The sequence below is a fragment of the Mucilaginibacter hurinus genome (genome assembly GCF_003324525.1).
GTDB lineage: Bacteria > Bacteroidota > Bacteroidia > Sphingobacteriales > Sphingobacteriaceae > Mucilaginibacter > Mucilaginibacter hurinus.
This window is the reverse complement of record NZ_QGDC01000002.1, coordinates 114394-132125: the sequence shown is the minus strand read 5'-3', so window position 1 is coordinate 132125 and position 17732 is coordinate 114394. Positions and strand designations below refer to the sequence as shown.

Genomic DNA, 17732 nt, shown 5'->3' with positions numbered 1-17732 from the left:
TCAACAATAAGCATTTAATATCCTCATAATCAAGTTATTAAATATACTTCTCAACATCGCGTTGTGGAAAATAGAATTGCTTTACACCGATGTTTTGCAAGGTTTTACCTGTGCCGAAAAAAGATATAAACTTTGGGAAATGCGCTTGAATTTTGTATATTTTTGCAGATATGATTTCCGATAACGATAACCAGTACAATAAGCCGAATACTACCGATAGAAAAAGCAGGTTTACGCCACAAAGCAACTATGCGGGTTTGGGTAAACTTCCACCCCAGGCGGTTGACCTTGAAGAAGCCGTACTAGGAGCTTTAATGCTTGAAAAAGATGCACTGTCGTCGGTTATCGATATCCTGCAACCGGGTGTTTTTTATAAAGACAACCACCAGAAAATTTTTCAGGCCATACGTACCCTGTTTGAGAAGACCTCTCCTGTGGATATATTGACGGTTACGGCACAGTTACGGTCGCAGGGTGAGTTAGAATTGATAGGCGGCGCATACTACATTACTGAGCTTACCAACCGGGTTGCTTCGGCCGCGAATATTGAATACCATGCCCGTATCATAATTCAAAAATTTATACAGCGCGAACTGATACGAATATCTACCGAAGTTATAAACGATGCGTACCAGGACACTACCGACGTACTGGACCTGCTGGATAAAGCCGAAAAAAATCTTTTTGAAATTGCACAGAACAACCTGCGCCGCGATTCGCGAAAAATGGATGACCTGATGCATGAAACACTGAAGGAAATTGAGGCGCTAAAGGATAAAAAAGATGGCCTTACCGGGGTAGCGTCAGGTTTTACAGACCTAGACCGAATGACCTCCGGCTGGCAAAAATCAGACCTGGTGATTATAGCTGCGCGGCCCGCGATGGGTAAAACCGCGTTTGTATTAAGTTGCGCGCGTAATGCAGCAGTTGATTTTAATAAACCGGTAGTTGTGTTTTCACTTGAGATGTCTTCTGTTCAGCTGGTTAATCGTTTGGTATCGGGCGAGGCGCAAATAGAACAGGAAAAAATACGAAAAGGCAATTTGGAAGAATGGGAATGGCAGCAGATACACAGCAAAGTTGGCAGGCTTGAAGCCGCCCCGCTTATCATTGACGATACACCAGCACTAAACATATTTGAGTTTCGTGCCAAATGCCGCCGCTTAAAATCGCAGCATGATATACAGCTCATTATTATTGATTACCTGCAGTTGATGCAGGGTAAAGGTGATGGAAAAGGCGGCGGTAACCGCGAGCAGGAAATCGGCAGTATATCGCGGGCTCTTAAATCTGTAGCCAAAGAATTGAATGTACCGGTGATAGCACTTTCGCAATTGAGCCGGGCGGTTGAGAACAGGCCGGGCGGCTCAAAACGGCCCATGCTCTCTGACTTGCGTGAATCAGGCTCAATAGAGCAGGATGCCGATATGGTGTTATTTCTGTACCGCCCTGAATATTACGGCCTTGATGTTGACGAAGACAATAACCCTACGCAGGGTGTTGGGGAGGTTATTATAGCCAAGCACCGTAACGGTGAAACAGGCCGTGTAAGGCTCAAGTTTGTTGGCAAATACGTTAAATTCCAGGATTTGGAAGACAATATGGATTTTAGCGCAGCAGCCAGCCCGATGGCCGGGTTAAGCCCATCTACCGGGTTTGACAATCCAAATCCGAGTAACTTTATCATACGCCCATCACGAATGGATGATATGGATGATGAAGCACCATTTTAGTGGAGATATTTACATCGGCAACAGATAAAGCCTATTAACCATGTGTCACGCGGCGAGCAGCTTAATGCGCAACTTTAATATGTAGCCTGTATGAACAGCATTCAAAAAATAGGCCTCATTTTACTGGTGGCGGGGGCTATCATGTTCTTTATAGGCGTAGCCGGATTTACGGGTGAGTTTAGCGGTTATACACTTAACGAAATAGCGAAATACTCTTTTTTCTTTAGCTTCCCACGGAATCACCAGGTTTTGTTCTACTGATTTTTGGTGCCCGAATGAAAAACTGACATTAAATATATCTCCTCTTCCGCTTGTCATTAGCTATCGAAACAAGGCCAACCAAATCGATGCTACTCTGGCCGGAAAAAGTTCCACTTCAGTCCCTGCAAATCATCCGTGCCTTTACATGCGATGGTTTAATAACTGCCGCACGCGATTCTTTATTACAAGTACCTAATGCTACATATATCAGAATAAATATCACGATGGTTGAAAAGCAGCCGCCGCCAAGTTTTTTAGCGCCGTAGGCCGCTATAATACCTCTAAAAAAATTATTCATGGTTAAAGTGTTTTATCAACAACACCTACCGGGTCATATAGTTTTCAGAAGAGTTGATAATCGCGTGTTTAAAATTAGTAGCAGATCTATAACGATCTTTAAGGCAAGTTGATTATTCAAAAATTATTGTTAAAATTTGAGTATTAATTAACCTGAAACACAATTATCTCATGAACTTAAGAACCGGCGGCCTCGCTAATTTACAGAGGGCAAAAACCTATTTCGCATACACCATTGGCTTATTTGTTCTACTGTATTTTTTAAACCATTTATCCGAAAATGTTGCCGATAATCCGCAATTGCAAACCGCGTTAATTGTATTCAACATCTTTGTCTCGGTGTTATTTACAATACTTGGCACTTATCACATAGTAAAAAGTTATATGGTTAAAGAACCATTTCACCCGCACCGGCTTTTATATCTGGGCGGTTACTTTCTATGTATTATCATAGTGTTCGTGTTAGCACGGGAATCTTATTACAAAATTTATTATGTGTTGGGCTGAGGTTCATCTGCATAACGGAATTGCTAAAATCTGACAATTTGACAATTCGCATTGAATTGGAACGTACCTTGATTAATTGGTGTATCATTAATTTTAAATAATTACTAAAGAATATGCAAGAAAAAGGCACGATTTCGATACATACCGAAAACATTTTTCCGATAATCAAGAAGTTCCTTTACTCTGATAACGAGATATTTTTGCGCGAGTTGGTATCTAACGCCGTAGACGCCACACAGAAATTAAAGCGTCTTTCATCGCTGGGGCAATACAATGGCGAATTGGGCGATTTACGCGTTGAAGTAGCTTTTGACAAGGACGCAAAAACCATAACCATATCTGATAATGGTATCGGCATGACTGCCGAAGAGATAAAAAAATACATAAACCAGATAGCATTTTCAGGTGCTACTGAGTTTATGGAAAAATTTAAGGAAGCCAAGGATGCTAACGAGATTATCGGGCGTTTCGGACTTGGTTTCTATTCGGCGTTTATGGTTGCCGACAGGGTTGAGATACAAACCTTATCGTACCAGGAAGGCGCTGAGCCTGCTTACTGGGTGTGCGACGGCAGCACCGAGTTTGAAATTGGTGAAGGTACCATGGAAGAACGTGGTACAGAAATAACTTTGCATATCAATAGCGAGTCGGAAGAGTTCCTGGATAAATATAAGTTACAGGGTATACTTGACAAATATTGCAAATTTTTACCTGTCCCTATCAAATTTGGCACCAATGAACAGGAGGAAGAGGACGGCGTTGACGAAGAAGGTAAGACAAAATATAAAACTATTGAGGTCGATAATATCATCAACGAAACACATCCTATCTGGACGAAGTCTCCTAACGACTTAAAAGATGAGGACTACCTGAAGTTTTACAAAGAGCTATACCCTTTTAGTGAAGATCCGCTATTTTGGATACATCTTAATGTAGATTATCCATTTAATCTTACCGGTGTATTGTACTTCCCTAAACTTAAAAATGACTTTGAGATACAGAAAAATAAAATTAAGCTGTTCTCGCGCCAGGTATTTATTACCGATGAGGTAAAAGATATCGTGCCTGAGTTTTTAATGCTGCTACATGGTGTTATTGATTCGCCGGATATTCCTCTCAATGTATCACGAAGCTTTTTACAAGCTGATAGTAACGTTAAAAAGATAAACAATTATATCACCAAAAAAGTAGCTGATAAGCTGGCCGAACTGTTTAAAAACGATCGTAAAGCATATGAAGAAAAATGGAATGATATAGGCCTGTTTGTTAAATACGGCTTTGTAAGCGAGGACAAGTTTTATGATAAAGCCAAAGATTTTGTTTTACTGACCAACACCGGGAAACAGAATTTTACCCTAAACGAGTACAAAGAAAAAGTTGAATCGGTACAAACCGATAAAAACGGTCAACTGATTTATCTGTACACCAATGATGCCTCCAAGCAGGATGCTTTTATTCAGTCAGCTAATAAAAAAGGTTACGATATATTGCTGATGAATTCGCCTATTGATAACCACTTTATCAGTCATTTGGAGCAGAAGCTGGAGAAAACATCCCTTAAACGCGTTGATGCCGATGTAGCCGATAAACTGATACAAAAGGACGAAGCTCCTGAACATGTGCTTACGGAAGAACAATCAACCAGGGTTAAAGAAATATTTAACAAGGCTATAAACCAGCCGGCTTATAAAGTTGAACTGGAAAGCCTTAACCCTGAAGAATTGCCGGTTACCGTAACCATGGACGAGTTTATGCGACGCATGAAAGATATGGCGGCTATGGGGGGCGGTATGGGTTTTTACGGCAACATGCCCGATAATTATAAGGTAATTGTAAATGGAAATCACAAACTGGTAAGCCGTATACTTGAAACCGAAGATGAAGCTGCACAGGCACAGTTAGCTAAACAAGCCTTTGACCTGGCGTTGCTTTCGCAAGGCCTGTTAACGGGCGCCGAATTAACTGATTTTGTAAACCGTAGCGTTAATTTGATATAGGTTTAACCACATGATATAATATGCGGTTGTAGATAAGTAATTTATTACAGCCGCAACAAAAAGCTGCCCTTTGGGCGGCTTTTTTCATTATACTACACTGTATTGTTTTATGGAAAAACAATTCCTGCTGCATCATATTAATAAATGTAAACCGTTAAATATTTAATTATGAAAAAGTTGTTTGCCATAGTAATTGTTGCCACCTTGTTATTTGTGGTAAAGGAATCGAACGCGCAAAACCCGAAGGCGGATAAAAAGAAGGCTAAAGAGCTTGCCGTAAAAAATAAAATAGATTCAGTAAATTATACGTTCACAGCTAATTTTGTTACGCCGCTGGGTGGAAGCCAGAGAATATTGCAAGGGGTTTATTATGACTTAAAGGTTACCCGCGATACCATAAAAGCTTTTTTGCCTTATTTTGGCCGTGTATACATGAACCCACCCTTAAACCCGGACGACGCCGGCGTTAAATTCACTTCTACAAATTTTGACTATAAAACAACCAAACGAAAAAATGGCGGCTGGCTTATAACTATTCAATTTAATGATACTCAAAAGTCAAGCAGGATGACGCTGTATGTGTCTGAAAATGGATCTGCAACGTTAATATCCACTAGCAACTATCGCGATGCGATCACTTACTATGGCGATATAACTACTACCAGCAATAAAAAAACTGATCAAGGCACATAACCGTGCTCATCATTGTCTTTTAACAGCACTCCGCTAAGCTTTTTATTTAACGCCTGCTTAACAAGGTAGAACAGCTTCTCGGCCGCCTGCTTGTGCGCAAGTCCGTGTTGCCTGATATTTGATACGCAGTTACGCGCTTCATCGGTTAGTCCTTCGCGTGGGCCATAAGTCAAATATGCGCCCATGCTATCGGCGGCGCTAAGGCCCGGGCGCTCTCCTATAAGTATCAGCGAAATTTTTGCCCGCAGGGCCGCTCCTATGTCATCGCTTATGGCAACTCTTGCCTGCCGCACTACACATACAGGCGCCAGCACAAAATCATCATTAACCAGCATAGGCATAAGGTGCTCCAGGAGATTTACAGCATTTTCATTAACAGCCGCGGCCGATAATCCATCAGCTATAATAATAACTATATCTGCGCCTGGTGCATATGCTCTTAACAGCTCTGCCGAAGGCGTATCCAAATCCCGGCCCAGGCCAGGCATTTTGAGGTACTGCTCGCGATACTCTGCCTTGCTATGCAAAACAATAACAGGCAAATTAAACTGACTTAAGCCCGCTAAAAGTCCGTCCACATCAAGTTTGGAGTAAACGGCATCACGTGCATGGGCATGCGCCAGCCGGAATTGAAGGAGTTGGTGCATGGTGATGCTTGTACCTGTACGTCCGATGCCTATGCGCGCATTGGTATATTGCTGCAACGCCTGCCATGGATTACCGTGTTGTACGCCTTTTTCGCTCATAAGTTTACTGACTGTAGCAACCTGTTAAAGCTATTGGTTATCAATTTCCCATCTTCGTTTATTATCTCCTGTCTTATCAGCCACTGCTCAAATTCAGGCGCAGGTTTTAAGCCCAGCATTTTTCGGACATATAAGGCATCGTGAAAAGAGGTAGACTGGTAATTCAACATAATATCGTCAGATCCGGGTATGCCCATAATAAAATTGCAGCCTGCTACTCCAAGTAATGTAAGCAAGTTATCTATATCATCCTGGTCGGCCTCGGCATGGTTAGTGTAGCACACATCTACACCCATGGGCAAACCAAGCAGCTTTCCGCAAAAATGGTCTTCCAGCGCTGCGCGTATAATCTGTTTGCCGTCATATAAATATTCGGGGCCTATAAAACCAACTACGGTATTTACCAGCAGCGGCTTATATTTACGCGCTACGGCATAAGCCCTTGCTTCGCAGGTTTGCTGATCGGCATTGTGATGAGCGTTTGCAGATAGGGCACTACCCTGCCCCGTTTCAAAATACATCACGTTGTTACCTATAGTGCCCCTTTGTAATGATAAAGCTGCCTGATAGCCTTCCTCTATCAACGCAAGGTTTACGCCAAAACTTTTATTAACCAGCTCGGTACCGCCTATCGATTGAAAACAAAGGTCGACCGGCGCTCCGCTATTGATGAGGTTTATAGTGGTAGTAAGGTGGTTTAATACACATGATTGCGTAGGTATCTCAAACTGCTCCCGCAATGTATTAATCAGAGATAATAGCTTGAAGCAAGTGGTGGGACTATCAGAAGCCGGATTGATGCCGATGCATGCGTCGCCACTTCCGTATAGTAAACCATCAATTATACTTGCAGCTATACCTTTCGGATCATCAGTAGGATGATTCGGCTGAAGCCTGGTAGAGAACCGGCCAGGTAAACCTATGGTGTTACGGAACCGGGTAACAACATTGCATTTCTTTGCCACTTCTATCAGGTCTTGGTTACGCATTAGCTTTGATACTGCCGCAGCCATTTCAGGTATAATACCGGCGCTTATGCTTTGCAAAACGTCAATGGTGGTGTCGTCGTCAAGTAACCAATCACGCAAACCACCTACCGTTAAATGGCTTACAGTCTGAAACGCCGTTAAATCATGGCCGTCTATTATCAGTCTAGTTACTTCATCACTCTCATATGGAATAACGGCCTCGTTAAGGAATTTTTTTAACGGGACATCGGCAAGTGCTATTTGCGCGGCTACACGCTCTTCATAGATATCCGCAGAAATGCCGGCCAGTACATCACCGCTACGTAAAGGTGAAGCTTTGGCAAGTAAGGCTTTAAGGCTGTTAAACCGGTAAAGCCTGTTTTTTATGGTACACCGGTAACTCATCTTTACTCAGATTACTTCAACGTATTTGGTTTCACCAGCATCACATCATCCAATATCTTTGTTTTATGTTTGCCCATCAGTACAAACAACAATACAAACGCAGCCAGTATTACAAAAAAAACCAGGCTTATTACCCGGTTATGAAAAATAATACCGACCAAACAAATTGCTGAGATAAATAGTGCCACAGCCGGGAAAACAGGGTAAAAGGGAGCCGTAAATGGCCGTTCAAGTGCAGGTTCCTTTATCCTTAGTATAAAGAGGCTTATCATACTAATTATGTACATCACCACCGCTCCCAGTACCGAAAGGATTATTATCTCATTGGTTTTGCCGGTATAAAGGGTAACGGTACTGATAACGCCTCCGGTCAATATAGCCCAGTGCGGTGTCTTAAACCGGGTGTTCACTTTTGATAATACGGCGGGCAGGTAACCACCACGCGCCATTGCAAATACCTGCCGGGATGACGCCAGCAATGTACCATGAAAAGACGCGATTAACCCAAACAAACCGATACTGGCAAATAATTGCGTCCACCCGCTTGATCGGCCAAGTACGATGGCAATAGCTTCAGGTAAAGGGTAATCCAAATTGCTCAACTTGCGCCAATCAGTAATTCCGCCCGTTAATATCATAACTCCCAATGCCAATAAAACAAGTGTAACCAATGCCGAAATATAACCGCGCGGAATATTTTTATTAGGCTCCTTTACTTCCTCGGCAACCATGGCCACCCCTTCTATTGCCAGGTAGAGCCATACAGCAAAAGGCAGCGCTGCTACTATTCCGTCCCACTTAAAGGGAATGGCATTGGCGATAAAATTATTATAAGTGAAGGAGGGCGCTATAATGCCCATAAACAGCAATAGCTCAGCCACAGCCAGCAGGGTTATAAACAATGAAAACAATGCAGACTCTTTTACACCCGACATATTAAGCAAAACAAACACAACGTTAAAAAACACTGCCGATTCGATGACAGGCAATGCCGGGTGCAAAAAATGAAGGTAGCTACCCAGTGCAAGGGCTATAGCGGGCGTAGCTATCAGGAACTCCACTAAAGTAGCATAACCGGCTATCAATCCACCTAACGGACCTAAGGCGCGGTAAGCGTAAGCAAAGGCGCCGCCAGCATGGGGGATAGCGGCAGTTAGTTCTGTGTAACTGAAAATAAATGTAACATACATTACTGTAACAACGAGGGTTGTCACTAAGAAACCTATGGTGCCGGCCTCTTTCCAGCCATAGTTCCAGCCAAAATATTCACCGGATATAACCAGGCCGACAGCAATTGCCCATAAATGGATAGGTTTTAAAACACGCTTTAACTGTTCAGTTTTAGGGTTTTCCATAAGGTAAAATGCGAGCCGGTTGTAATGCGGTTTTAAATTACTAAATATTTCTCTTAAAAAAATTTAAAAAAAGCTTTATACATAGAATTTCTATGTATATTTGATTAAGGTTATGACAAACGTATCAAAAGAATTATTGGCGGCAACTTCGGTCCCGTTAATACTATCGGTATTAAAACGGGGCGAAAGCTACGGATATGAATTAATTAAAGAAGTAAAAGAAGCCTCTGGTGGAACCTTGCAGTTTTCTGACGGCACCCTATACCCTATTTTAAGGAAGCTGGAAGAAAGGGAACTCATTACATCAGAATGGCGGATAGCTGACAATGAAAAACGACGGCGATATTACAATATTACCAACAAGGGCAAAGCTCAGCTAAAACAAGAGAAAAAGAATTGGGAATTTTTAAATAACCTATTGGGTACTTTATGGACACCGAAAAAAACCAGCCTGACTTAAACTTCCGGCTTAAAAGCTGGAAAGAGTCTTTTTCTCAAACAGCCCTCACACCTGCTGATATTGAGGAACTGGCTGAGCATCTTGAAAATAGCTATACCGATATGCTTGAGCTTGGTTTAACGGAAAGTGAGGCATGGCTGATAGCAACTCATCGTATTGGCGAACCACGGGTAATTAGGGAGGAGTTTGAGAAAGTGAATAACCATGTACCCGTTAACCGTAATTGGCTATTGCTGTTATGGGGTGCGGTTAGCCTGCTTATTTTGCAGGCTATATTTATTATCCTGCCCATTATGTTTCAAAATCGTGTGCTTGATTACTTTAAGCCATCAAATAACGCGGAGTTTATGGCCAAAGAGTATTATACCATAGCCATTATATTGGTTTTGCTATTTCTTTTACTGATTATACGTAGCGGCAAATTTATTAACGGTTTTACCAATTCGTTAACCAGGTATGCTTCGCTATATGCAATAATAGCTGTGGTGGCTGGCTTGTGGTCCGCCTTTTTCAGCTATATAATATTCGCTAACTACTCGGGATTTAAATATGCTGATCATAATAGTGGAGTAAGTGGTGGCATCAGTTTCCTGATGTTTGGCTTTTATTTCCCCCTGATAGCAATTACCGCCTTTTCAACTTTAAGGTACTTCTCAAGCGACACGATAGCACTTAAAAATTTTAGCAAAAAAATAAATTGGAAGCATGCTTTTCTATTAGGCTTACTGGCACAAACCCCGGTACAATTTACTCATGCGTTGCCTTATAACGATGGTATAAGGGCATCTGTAATCATCCTGTTATCAGTAATATTATTTATGGTAATAGGCTGGATGGTAGGCCAGTCGAAAAAAGGTGTCCTTAATTTATTTACCGCCCAACTACCATCCATGGGTATTTGGATAACGGGTACCATAGTTAACGAAGAAGCAAGGTTAATTTTCTTTATTTTTTATATCGTAAAGATCATCGCACTATTTGCAACGTACCTTTGGAGCAAACGCCAACAAACACAAACCTACCTAGCAACCTGATCATATTTTTTAAAACTCGCTTTACGGACAGCGCTAAGGGCTGTCCGTAATCGAGCATTTTATTGTTACATTCCTGCCATATCAGTGTTTGCTTTTATCGGTTTTTTTTTATTATTGATCAATGAAAGCTATTCTGTGTAAGGTAGATACCGGGCGAGATAATTCCTTTAGCGTTAGGGAAGACATTTTGCCCTACCTGTACAATCATTGGCATTATCATCCCGAACTTGAACTTACAATGATAAGAAAAGGCAGGGGAACGCGCCTTGTAGGTGACAGTATAGAAGAATTTGATGATGGTGACATTATTCTACTCGGATCAAATCTCCCGCATTTGTGGCGTAGCGAACCGGCTTATTTTGATAAAGGATCAAACCTGCACACCGAATCAATAGCCGTTCACTTTAACGAATTTTTTTGGGGCACGGCATTTAGCGAGCTCCCCGAGATGAAAAACATTCGTGAGTTACTTGAAAGGGCAAAACTGGGTATAAAAATTAAAGGTAAAACCCGCTTATTAATTCAAAAAAAGCTGGAAGACATAATGCACGTGAACGGTATAAAACGAATTGAATACCTATTGATTATGCTTGAACTGATTGCCACATCAACGAGTTGCTCCACGCTATCAAGCAGCGGCTTTTCCAAAACTTACAACATGAATAACACTGATAAAATCAATGATATTTACGTGTATACATTTAACAACTTCAAAACTAAAATAACAGTAAAAGAGGTAGCATCAAAAGTGAATCTTAGCCCTCACTCCTTTTGTCGCTACTTTAAAACCCGTACATTAAAAACTTACGGTCAATTCCTGTCGGAGGTGCGTGTTGGCTACGCGTGCAAACTATTGATCGATAATAGATTAAGCATAAGCCAGGTTTGTTATGAATGCGGTTTTTATAACCTATCTAATTTCAATAGGTGCTTTAAATCCATAACAAATAAAACGCCGCTGCAATATTTTAAAGAGTACGCTGATTCGTGATCAATATATTCCTTTTAAATACGCTGCGCTCCTGGCTATACTCTCGTACGGATCAATGGTAAAATTTTCCTGCTCAACAAATGGCTGATCTAACCCGGCCAGCGCCGCATTCGAAAATATTTCTTTGAAATCGATTTTTCCGTTGCCTACTTCAGTATTACGTTTAGGATCTGCTTTGTCCATATCCTTAACATGCCACAGGGGGAACCGGCCGGGATATTTTTTAAACAATTCAACAGGATCAATACCTCCCCGTACTACCCAGTAAATATCCATTTCAATTTTAACTAAGCCGGGTTCAGTTTCTTCCAGCAAAATGTCGAAGCCGGTTTTGCCGCTATAATTTTTAAATTCAAAATCGTGGTTGTGGTAGCCCATACTTATACCAGACTTTCGGGTAAGCTCGCCCGCCTCATTCAACTTTTGGGCAATACGCTTATAATCATCGGCGCTTTTTCGCCACTCCTCCAACAACCATGGTTGCACCAGGTATTTCTGCCCCACAGTAGCAGCGGCCTCAATAAAATGCTTCAGATCATCCAGGTTGCCGTTCAAGTCAAAAAAATACAACCCACTCGGCGAATGCTGACCATTAGCGTTTAACACACCCGCGAACTCCTTTGCAGGTAGTCCCCAAAACTTGTTACTTTCAGTATAACCAGAGGTTTCAATAATATGATAACCGGCTGCCGCCACCTTACGCATGGTGCCGTTGACATCTTTACTCAAGTCGCCAAGGGTATAGAGTTGCAAACCGGCGGCTTTCTTAGGCGAGCATGAGGTCTGCGTGAAATATAATGCGGCGCTTAACAATCCGGCTTGTTTTATAAATGTTCTTCTATTGCTCATAGAAACTATATTTCCTTTTAATGATAGGCTAAGTTGATAATATAATGGCCCCATGTTGAGAGGGGCCATTAAAAACGTTATATATAAACAGTTAAACGATTAATTGTAGCCTGGGTTCTGCTTTAAACTTGGATTTGCCACTAAATCGGAATAAGGTAAAGGGAAAATATCCCGATAGGCCGGCACGGATGCGCTGCCTGCTTTAACACCACCTTTCCAGGGCCATATATAATCTCCTCCGGTAAATCTTTTAAACCTAACCAGATCCGTGCGGCGCTGACCTTCCCACATAAATTCACGACCTCTTTCGTCAATAATAAAATTAAGCGTAAGTTGGTTTGCATTAATATTACCCGCATTGCTGCCTTTATAAGCACGTGTACGTACCAAATTAACGTATTGTAAAGCGGTTGAAATGTCACCTCCGCCACCGCCACGCAATACTGCTTCCGCATACATCAAGTAAGCGTCTGATATGCGAAATACAGGAAAGTCAGTATCCACATGAACTTTTCCCGGATCAGACCCTGGCACACCTGATGATGTAAGGTTCTTCCATTTAGTAATTGGGTATCCGTCGGCATAACTGCCCAAGCTATTAATTTCTAATTTCTGCCCGCTTGAATGAAACATGGCACGAGAATCGGTTTTGCCGGTTATATCGGGGAACAGTTTTACAATAGCGCTCGTGGTACGCAAACCAAACCAGCCGCCATCAATCCCAAAGTCCCTCGGAGCGTTCATGTTGCCTCCTACAGGTGCGTGTACCAAAAACGTTGTACCGTTAAAAGTTTTCATTTTAACCCCGTCATACGGGATAGTGAATATTATTTCATTCTTAACTAAATGATTATCGGCGAGAAATATTTTAGCAAAATTAGGTTCAAGGGAATAACCTGAGTTGATTACTTTATTACAATACGTAATTACATCTGCATTACGTTGCGATCCTGTATAAACCTCCGCATTAAGATACAATTTCGCTAATAACATCCACGCTGAAACACGGTCAACACGGCCGTATTCGTTAGCATGCGGCTCAGCTAACTCATTCTCTATCGCTTTGAGTTCGCTCTCTACAAAATTAAATAATTCCGCCCTGCTTGCTTGTTTTGGAAAGAAAGCGCCGACGGGATCATTTTCTGTGACAAGCGGTACACTGCCGTACATGTCTATGGCGTGCCAATAACTATAAGCACGCAAAAACCTGCATTCGGCACGGTATAACTTGTTTTCTGCCAGATCAGCAGTGTTTGTAATGCCATTTCTACTTAACTCAGCATCAGTAGTTCTGCGTAGGTATTCATTAGCATACATCACCTGTAGCGATATACGGTTGTACATAGCCCCCACTAATCCATTTAATGAGGTCCAGTCCATTGAGTGCAAGGGTAGTAGGTACTGATCATTCCAGGCTATAACAGCCTCATCAGTAGTCAATTCCTGCAATTGCCAGTAACCTCTAACGTAACCTACGTCTACCCCGCCAATGTCTGGATTAGCATCCCCAATTCCTTGTCCGGTAAGGGCCAAGGCGCCATAACATTTGGCGAGCACGCCTTTATAATTTTTAAAATCTTCGTAAACACTTGCGGATGTCACATCAACAAATGGTTTTCTATTAAGGTCTTTGTGGCACGAAGACATTACCACCGCCAGTACCCCTAATAAAGTAATGCTTTTTATATATTTAATTTTCATGTCTGTTAAATTGATTACTAAAATCCAAGATTAACGCCTAACGTAATAATCCTCGGCCGCGGGTAGAAATTACCATCTATACCATTAAATACCTCAGGATCAAGTCCTTTATATCCAGTAATTACAAAAGCATTTTGAATATTAAAATTAGCTCCTAACGTAAATGCGTCAGCTATCCGGCCAAAATTGTAACCCAAATTAATGTTATCCATGCGTAAGAATGACGCTTTTTGAACATAATAATCAGAATATTTCTGGATGTTAAGGAACCTTGTATCCTTTATGCTAGATGAAACGTTATTTAAGAAGTTTGTGAAGGATAAAGCTGCTCCGTATCCAGTATTTGCAGCGTACGCGTTATAATTATAAGCGCCTAAGTTAGCACGTGCCGTAAACGAAAATGTCCAGTTTTTATAATTTAGATTAGAAGTTAATCCCATTAACATCGTAGGATTAGGAGATTTATAGTAATAAAAATCTTTCTCGTCGTCAAATGTACCGTCTCCGTCAATGTCAGCATACTTACCCTCCAGCGGCTTGCCTGCGGCGTCATATAATTGTTTATATACAAGGTAAGTGAAGGGAGCGTAACCGGGTTTATGATATTGCAAGGCTTCCCCGTTGAAACTGCTTACTACCGCTTGACCGCGATCTTCCGGCAAATTTATGCCAGATAAGGTAAGGTTTGTGATTTTATTATTATAATGGGTAAGATTAAAATTAACATCCCAATTAAAATCCTTCGACCTTACCGGCACTAAATTCAGCGTTAACTCAAAACCTTTACTTTCCATATTGCCAATGTTGGTAATCAGCAGATTTTTAAAGTTGGAAAAGATAGGGGGATTTGCACGGGCCAGAAGATCATTGGTTTTCTTTACAAAATATTCAATTGTACCACCTATCCTACCATCAAAAAAACCAAAATCAATAGCGGCGTTGTAAGTTGCAGTTGATTCCCATTTAATGTTTTCATCATACGCATCAGGACGAAGCGTTGAATAAAATGTGTCGCCAAATGGATACTGCGAGGCAGCATCGCTCAAGTTGTATTTAGCCAGGTATGGATAATCTCCTGATTCGCTCAATTCCTGCTGACCAGTTTTACCATATCCTAAACGGATTTTAAATTGCGATACGGTTTTCGAGTCTTTGAAAATATTCTCCTGTTTGATATCCCAGGCAGCAGCAGCCGACGGGAAAAATGCCCATTTATTTCCGGGCGAGAATCTCGACGAGCCATCTGTACGGACGGTACCAGTTAATATATACTTGTCCATGAAAGTATAATTCAACCTGCTGAAGTATGATATTAAAGTATTTTGTGTTTTCCCGTCAGGATTGACATTCGTAACACCTACTCCAGGAATAAAAGAAGACGGCGCGCTTCTTAGCATATCCTGGTATGAATAGCCAGCTAGCACATCTACACGACTGTTTATATCCTTAAATTCATTGTTGTAGTTCAAATAAAAATCTAAAAGTTTATTTTGCTTTTTTTGCGAGTATATTGTCCGGCTTCCTTTCACCGCGTAAGCGCTTGCCAATGTAGGCTGTAATATCACACTTCCATTGCTCTTCGAAACATCGTAGCCAACGTTTAGATTTGCCCTTAATTCGGGCAAAAAATGAAATTTATAATCTAATTGAAGGTTACCGATGCTTCGGTATGCTTCGCCCTTGTTCGTTTCTTGATTTAACATACTCAAGGGGTTTTTGCCAGCAAGCAGTATAGGTACACCGCTATTATTAACCCACTCATAATATCCACCCAAATTGGTATTGGTTGCTGATAACGGTTTGTCAGCATCGTAAGGTGCGACAAAAGGGGATTTGGTAGGGTTAAATGCCACCGCCGAGCCGATAGCCCCATTATTAGCAAAACGAGTACGTGCTAGCGTACCCTTTAAATTAAGGTCTACACTTAAATGCCTATCAAAAAATTTGGGGGATATATTTAGAGCGCTAGTAAACCTCCTCAAATTTGATGTTTTCAATATACCTTGCTCATTCAAATAACCACCTGATAAACGGTAAGGCAAACCTTTTACGCCGCCAGTAATAGCTAGATTTGCATCAATCTTTTCAGCCTTACGATAAATCTGCTCTTGCCAATTGGTACTTTCATTGCCCAATAAATTAAGCCTGCTCATGTCGCCTTCGGTCCGCTTAAGAAATGTTTGCAACGCATACTTATACTCTTGAGCATTTAATACGTTTACTATCCCGGTTTTATTAGCGTTAGAACCCAAAACATTAACGTCCACTTTAACAGGACCCGTCACGGCGCCCTTTTTAGTAGTGATCAAAATAACACCGTTTGATGCCCTGCTGCCATATATGGCGGTAGCCGACGCATCTTTTAAAACAGTAAAGGTTTCGATGTCATTTGGATTAATTGAACTTAGGGCATTACCCATACCTGCTACGCCGGTTAAAGCGACAGGCACATTGTCAATGATTACTAAAGGCTCGTTGGTAGAGTTTAATGAAGCACCGCCGCGAATACGAATTTTGGTGTTCGCGCCGGGCGCTCCACCGTCGTTTATAATTTGCACACCAGCCACCTTACCGTTAATTAATTGCTCAGGCGAGGTTATAGACCCTTTTTGAAAGTCCTTACTACTAACTGTAGCAACAGAACCTGTTAAATCTTTTCTCCTTACCGCGCCGTAACCAATTACCACTACTTCATTCAGAGACTGTGATGTCGGAGTCAGGCTGATATTAACCGTTGCCTGGTCTCCCGCCACCTTAACCTGCGTTGTAGCAGGGGCATAACCTATAAACTGCACTCTTACCGTATAGCTACCATCAGCCAGACCTGTAATCGTATAGTTACCATCATTATCTGTGGCTGCACCTCTTGTTGTTCCTTCAACACTAACTGATGCGCCGGGCACGGGTTGCTGCGTCTCATCAACTACCCTGCCGCTTATACTGCCCGTTTGCGCGAAACCTGCTATTGCAGACAGCAGCAATAAGCACATAAGTCCATACTTTCTGTAGTAATTTTTCTTCATAATTTGTTTTTGGTTTAATAAAACTTAATGCGGTAAACATTAATTACAATTGGCACCTCGTATAAAATAGAGCACGAATATTTGGTAAGCTATTTACAATTGGGTATTGCCAAATGTATATGCCAATCCAAAACCAAAAAATGAGTAAAATGGAATAAAAATGGAATATATTAACCTAATCTCGATTAGAAACTAGCCAAAAGAGTTAAATTTATCCGGATACGCGAATTTATAAGATAGATGGCACCCGCAATAAATAAACATGCTACCAATATTAAGCTGGTTATTACTTACGGGGACGGCGCGGGCGCTGATCTGTTGACGGGCGGTTTATTTTAACATATGAAGATGGCCGAAACGGTTTGGCTGCAGGCTTATCCGGCGCTATGCTTACTTTTAAAACCCGGTCGCCCATCATTGCGCCGTCAAGCGCGTCTATGGCCGCATCCGCAGCTTCCCTGTCTTTCATTTCAAGAAAAGCATAACCTTTACACTTCCTGGTTTGTTTATCACGAACGATCTTAATCGTTTCAACCTGCCCGTATAAGCTAACGAGCTGTACAATTTCCAATTCGTTTGTATCCAACGGGAATCCGCCGAAAAAAATCTTAGTCATTATGGTAGTATGATGTAGTATAATGGCCGGTAATTTACAACAATTAATAATAGATACTGCCATAAAATACCTATTTATCTAACTTAAAACATATAA

General features: G+C 41.5%; 15 protein-coding genes. 7 read left to right on the top strand and 8 right to left on the bottom strand.

Annotated elements, in window-relative coordinates; genetic code table 11:
• The first annotated feature begins 170 nt into the window (after positions 1 to 170).
• Both dnaB and DJ568_RS17165 read left to right on the top strand, forming a co-directional pair.
• Positions 171 to 1733, top strand: a complete 1563-nt coding sequence (dnaB, locus tag DJ568_RS03735; RefSeq protein WP_114003911.1) for a replicative DNA helicase — start codon at positions 171 to 173, stop codon at positions 1731 to 1733.
• Between the two features lie 90 nt (positions 1734 to 1823).
• Positions 1824 to 1994 carry a hypothetical protein gene (locus DJ568_RS17165; RefSeq protein ID WP_158534868.1) on the top strand — a complete coding sequence of 57 codons (171 nt, stop codon included), beginning with the start codon at positions 1824 to 1826 and terminating at the stop codon, positions 1992 to 1994.
• Between the two features lie 115 nt (positions 1995 to 2109).
• Here the strand turns inward: DJ568_RS17165 and DJ568_RS03730 are convergent, their stop codons facing one another.
• The gene (locus tag DJ568_RS03730; RefSeq protein ID WP_114003910.1) at positions 2110 to 2292 is read right to left on the bottom strand and encodes a hypothetical protein; all 183 of its coding nucleotides are present in this window, start codon (positions 2290 to 2292) and stop codon (positions 2110 to 2112) included.
• 619 nt (positions 2293 to 2911) lie between these two features.
• Between DJ568_RS03730 and htpG the strand changes: the two genes are divergently transcribed.
• Both htpG and DJ568_RS03715 read left to right on the top strand, forming a co-directional pair.
• Positions 2912 to 4795: a molecular chaperone HtpG gene (gene htpG / locus DJ568_RS03720; RefSeq protein WP_114003908.1), complete on the top strand. Its 1884-nt coding sequence runs from the start codon at positions 2912 to 2914 to the stop codon at positions 4793 to 4795.
• A gap of 168 nt (positions 4796 to 4963) precedes the next feature.
• Positions 4964 to 5488 carry a DUF4251 domain-containing protein gene (locus DJ568_RS03715; RefSeq protein ID WP_114003907.1) on the top strand — a complete coding sequence of 175 codons (525 nt, stop codon included), beginning with the start codon at positions 4964 to 4966 and terminating at the stop codon, positions 5486 to 5488.
• Here the strand turns inward: DJ568_RS03715 and eutC are convergent.
• Genes eutC through eat form a run of 3 tightly spaced genes read right to left on the bottom strand, consistent with a single transcriptional unit; the run spans position 5476 to position 8962 of the window.
• Positions 5476 to 6234, bottom strand: a complete 759-nt coding sequence (gene eutC / locus DJ568_RS03710; RefSeq protein WP_114003906.1) for an ethanolamine ammonia-lyase subunit EutC — start codon at positions 6232 to 6234, stop codon at positions 5476 to 5478. The two genes, DJ568_RS03715 and eutC, sit on opposite strands and share 13 nt — an antisense overlap.
• The gene (locus DJ568_RS03705; RefSeq protein ID WP_114003905.1) at positions 6231 to 7607 is read right to left on the bottom strand and encodes an ethanolamine ammonia-lyase subunit EutB; all 1377 of its coding nucleotides are present in this window, start codon (positions 7605 to 7607) and stop codon (positions 6231 to 6233) included. Before DJ568_RS03705 ends, eutC begins: the two co-directional genes overlap by 4 nt.
• Before the next feature lie 11 nt (positions 7608 to 7618).
• Complete coding sequence (gene eat, locus DJ568_RS03700) at positions 7619 to 8962, bottom strand: ethanolamine permease (RefSeq protein ID WP_114003904.1); 1344 nt, start codon at positions 8960 to 8962, stop codon at positions 7619 to 7621.
• Positions 8963 to 9074: 112 nt separating this feature from the next.
• Between eat and DJ568_RS03695 the strand changes: the two genes are divergently transcribed.
• The 3 genes from DJ568_RS03695 (at position 9075) to DJ568_RS03685 (ending at position 11447) form a co-directional block, all read left to right on the top strand.
• On the top strand, positions 9075 to 9422 hold the full coding sequence (locus DJ568_RS03695) for a PadR family transcriptional regulator (protein ID WP_114003903.1): 348 nt from the start codon (positions 9075 to 9077) through the stop codon (positions 9420 to 9422).
• Positions 9392 to 10456: a hypothetical protein gene (locus tag DJ568_RS03690; RefSeq protein ID WP_114003902.1), complete on the top strand. Its 1065-nt coding sequence runs from the start codon at positions 9392 to 9394 to the stop codon at positions 10454 to 10456. The genes DJ568_RS03695 and DJ568_RS03690 overlap by 31 nt, the downstream gene beginning before the upstream one ends.
• A gap of 121 nt (positions 10457 to 10577) precedes the next feature.
• Positions 10578 to 11447 (top strand): AraC family transcriptional regulator, encoded by an 870-nt coding sequence (locus tag DJ568_RS03685; RefSeq protein WP_114003901.1) that lies wholly within the window; start codon positions 10578 to 10580, stop codon positions 11445 to 11447.
• On the opposite strand, the gene DJ568_RS03680 is transcribed toward DJ568_RS03685, so the two are convergent.
• The 4 genes from DJ568_RS03680 to DJ568_RS03665 all read right to left on the bottom strand — a co-directional run bounded on the left by DJ568_RS03680 (position 11448) and on the right by DJ568_RS03665 (position 17636).
• A complete protein-coding gene (locus DJ568_RS03680; RefSeq protein ID WP_114004285.1) occupies positions 11448 to 12296 on the bottom strand; it encodes a sugar phosphate isomerase/epimerase family protein in 849 nt (282 codons plus the stop codon).
• Positions 12297 to 12395: 99 nt separating this feature from the next.
• The gene (locus DJ568_RS03675) at positions 12396 to 13997 is read right to left on the bottom strand and encodes a RagB/SusD family nutrient uptake outer membrane protein (protein WP_114003900.1); all 1602 of its coding nucleotides are present in this window, start codon (positions 13995 to 13997) and stop codon (positions 12396 to 12398) included.
• A gap of 17 nt (positions 13998 to 14014) precedes the next feature.
• Positions 14015 to 17020: a SusC/RagA family TonB-linked outer membrane protein gene (locus DJ568_RS03670; RefSeq protein ID WP_114003899.1), complete on the bottom strand. Its 3006-nt coding sequence runs from the start codon at positions 17018 to 17020 to the stop codon at positions 14015 to 14017.
• Positions 17021 to 17306: 286 nt separating this feature from the next.
• Positions 17307 to 17636 carry an RNA-binding protein gene (locus tag DJ568_RS03665; RefSeq protein WP_114003898.1) on the bottom strand — a complete coding sequence of 110 codons (330 nt, stop codon included), beginning with the start codon at positions 17634 to 17636 and terminating at the stop codon, positions 17307 to 17309.
• Positions 17637 to 17732: the final 96 nt, after the last annotated feature.

Bases quoted from the DNA above. Each gene is read 5' to 3' on its own strand.
- dnaB (WP_114003911.1), top strand. From the start codon at position 171: ATGATTTCCGATAACGATAACCAGTACAATAAGCCGAATACTACCGAT.
- DJ568_RS17165 (WP_158534868.1), top strand. From the start codon at position 1,824: ATGAACAGCATTCAAAAAATAGGCCTCATTTTACTGGTGGCGGGGGCT.
- DJ568_RS03730 (WP_114003910.1), bottom strand. From the start codon at position 2,292: ATGAATAATTTTTTTAGAGGTATTATAGCGGCCTACGGCGCTAAAAAA.
- htpG (WP_114003908.1), top strand. From the start codon at position 2,912: ATGCAAGAAAAAGGCACGATTTCGATACATACCGAAAACATTTTTCCG.
- DJ568_RS03715 (WP_114003907.1), top strand. From the start codon at position 4,964: ATGAAAAAGTTGTTTGCCATAGTAATTGTTGCCACCTTGTTATTTGTG.
- eutC (WP_114003906.1), bottom strand. From the start codon at position 6,234: ATGAGCGAAAAAGGCGTACAACACGGTAATCCATGGCAGGCGTTGCAG.
- DJ568_RS03705 (WP_114003905.1), bottom strand. From the start codon at position 7,607: ATGAGTTACCGGTGTACCATAAAAAACAGGCTTTACCGGTTTAACAGC.
- eat (WP_114003904.1), bottom strand. From the start codon at position 8,962: ATGGAAAACCCTAAAACTGAACAGTTAAAGCGTGTTTTAAAACCTATC.
- DJ568_RS03695 (WP_114003903.1), top strand. From the start codon at position 9,075: ATGACAAACGTATCAAAAGAATTATTGGCGGCAACTTCGGTCCCGTTA.
- DJ568_RS03690 (WP_114003902.1), top strand. From the start codon at position 9,392: ATGGACACCGAAAAAAACCAGCCTGACTTAAACTTCCGGCTTAAAAGC.
- DJ568_RS03685 (WP_114003901.1), top strand. From the start codon at position 10,578: ATGAAAGCTATTCTGTGTAAGGTAGATACCGGGCGAGATAATTCCTTT.
- DJ568_RS03680 (WP_114004285.1), bottom strand. From the start codon at position 12,296: ATGAGCAATAGAAGAACATTTATAAAACAAGCCGGATTGTTAAGCGCC.
- DJ568_RS03675 (WP_114003900.1), bottom strand. From the start codon at position 13,997: ATGAAAATTAAATATATAAAAAGCATTACTTTATTAGGGGTACTGGCG.
- DJ568_RS03670 (WP_114003899.1), bottom strand. From the start codon at position 17,020: ATGAAGAAAAATTACTACAGAAAGTATGGACTTATGTGCTTATTGCTG.
- DJ568_RS03665 (WP_114003898.1), bottom strand. From the start codon at position 17,636: ATGACTAAGATTTTTTTCGGCGGATTCCCGTTGGATACAAACGAATTG.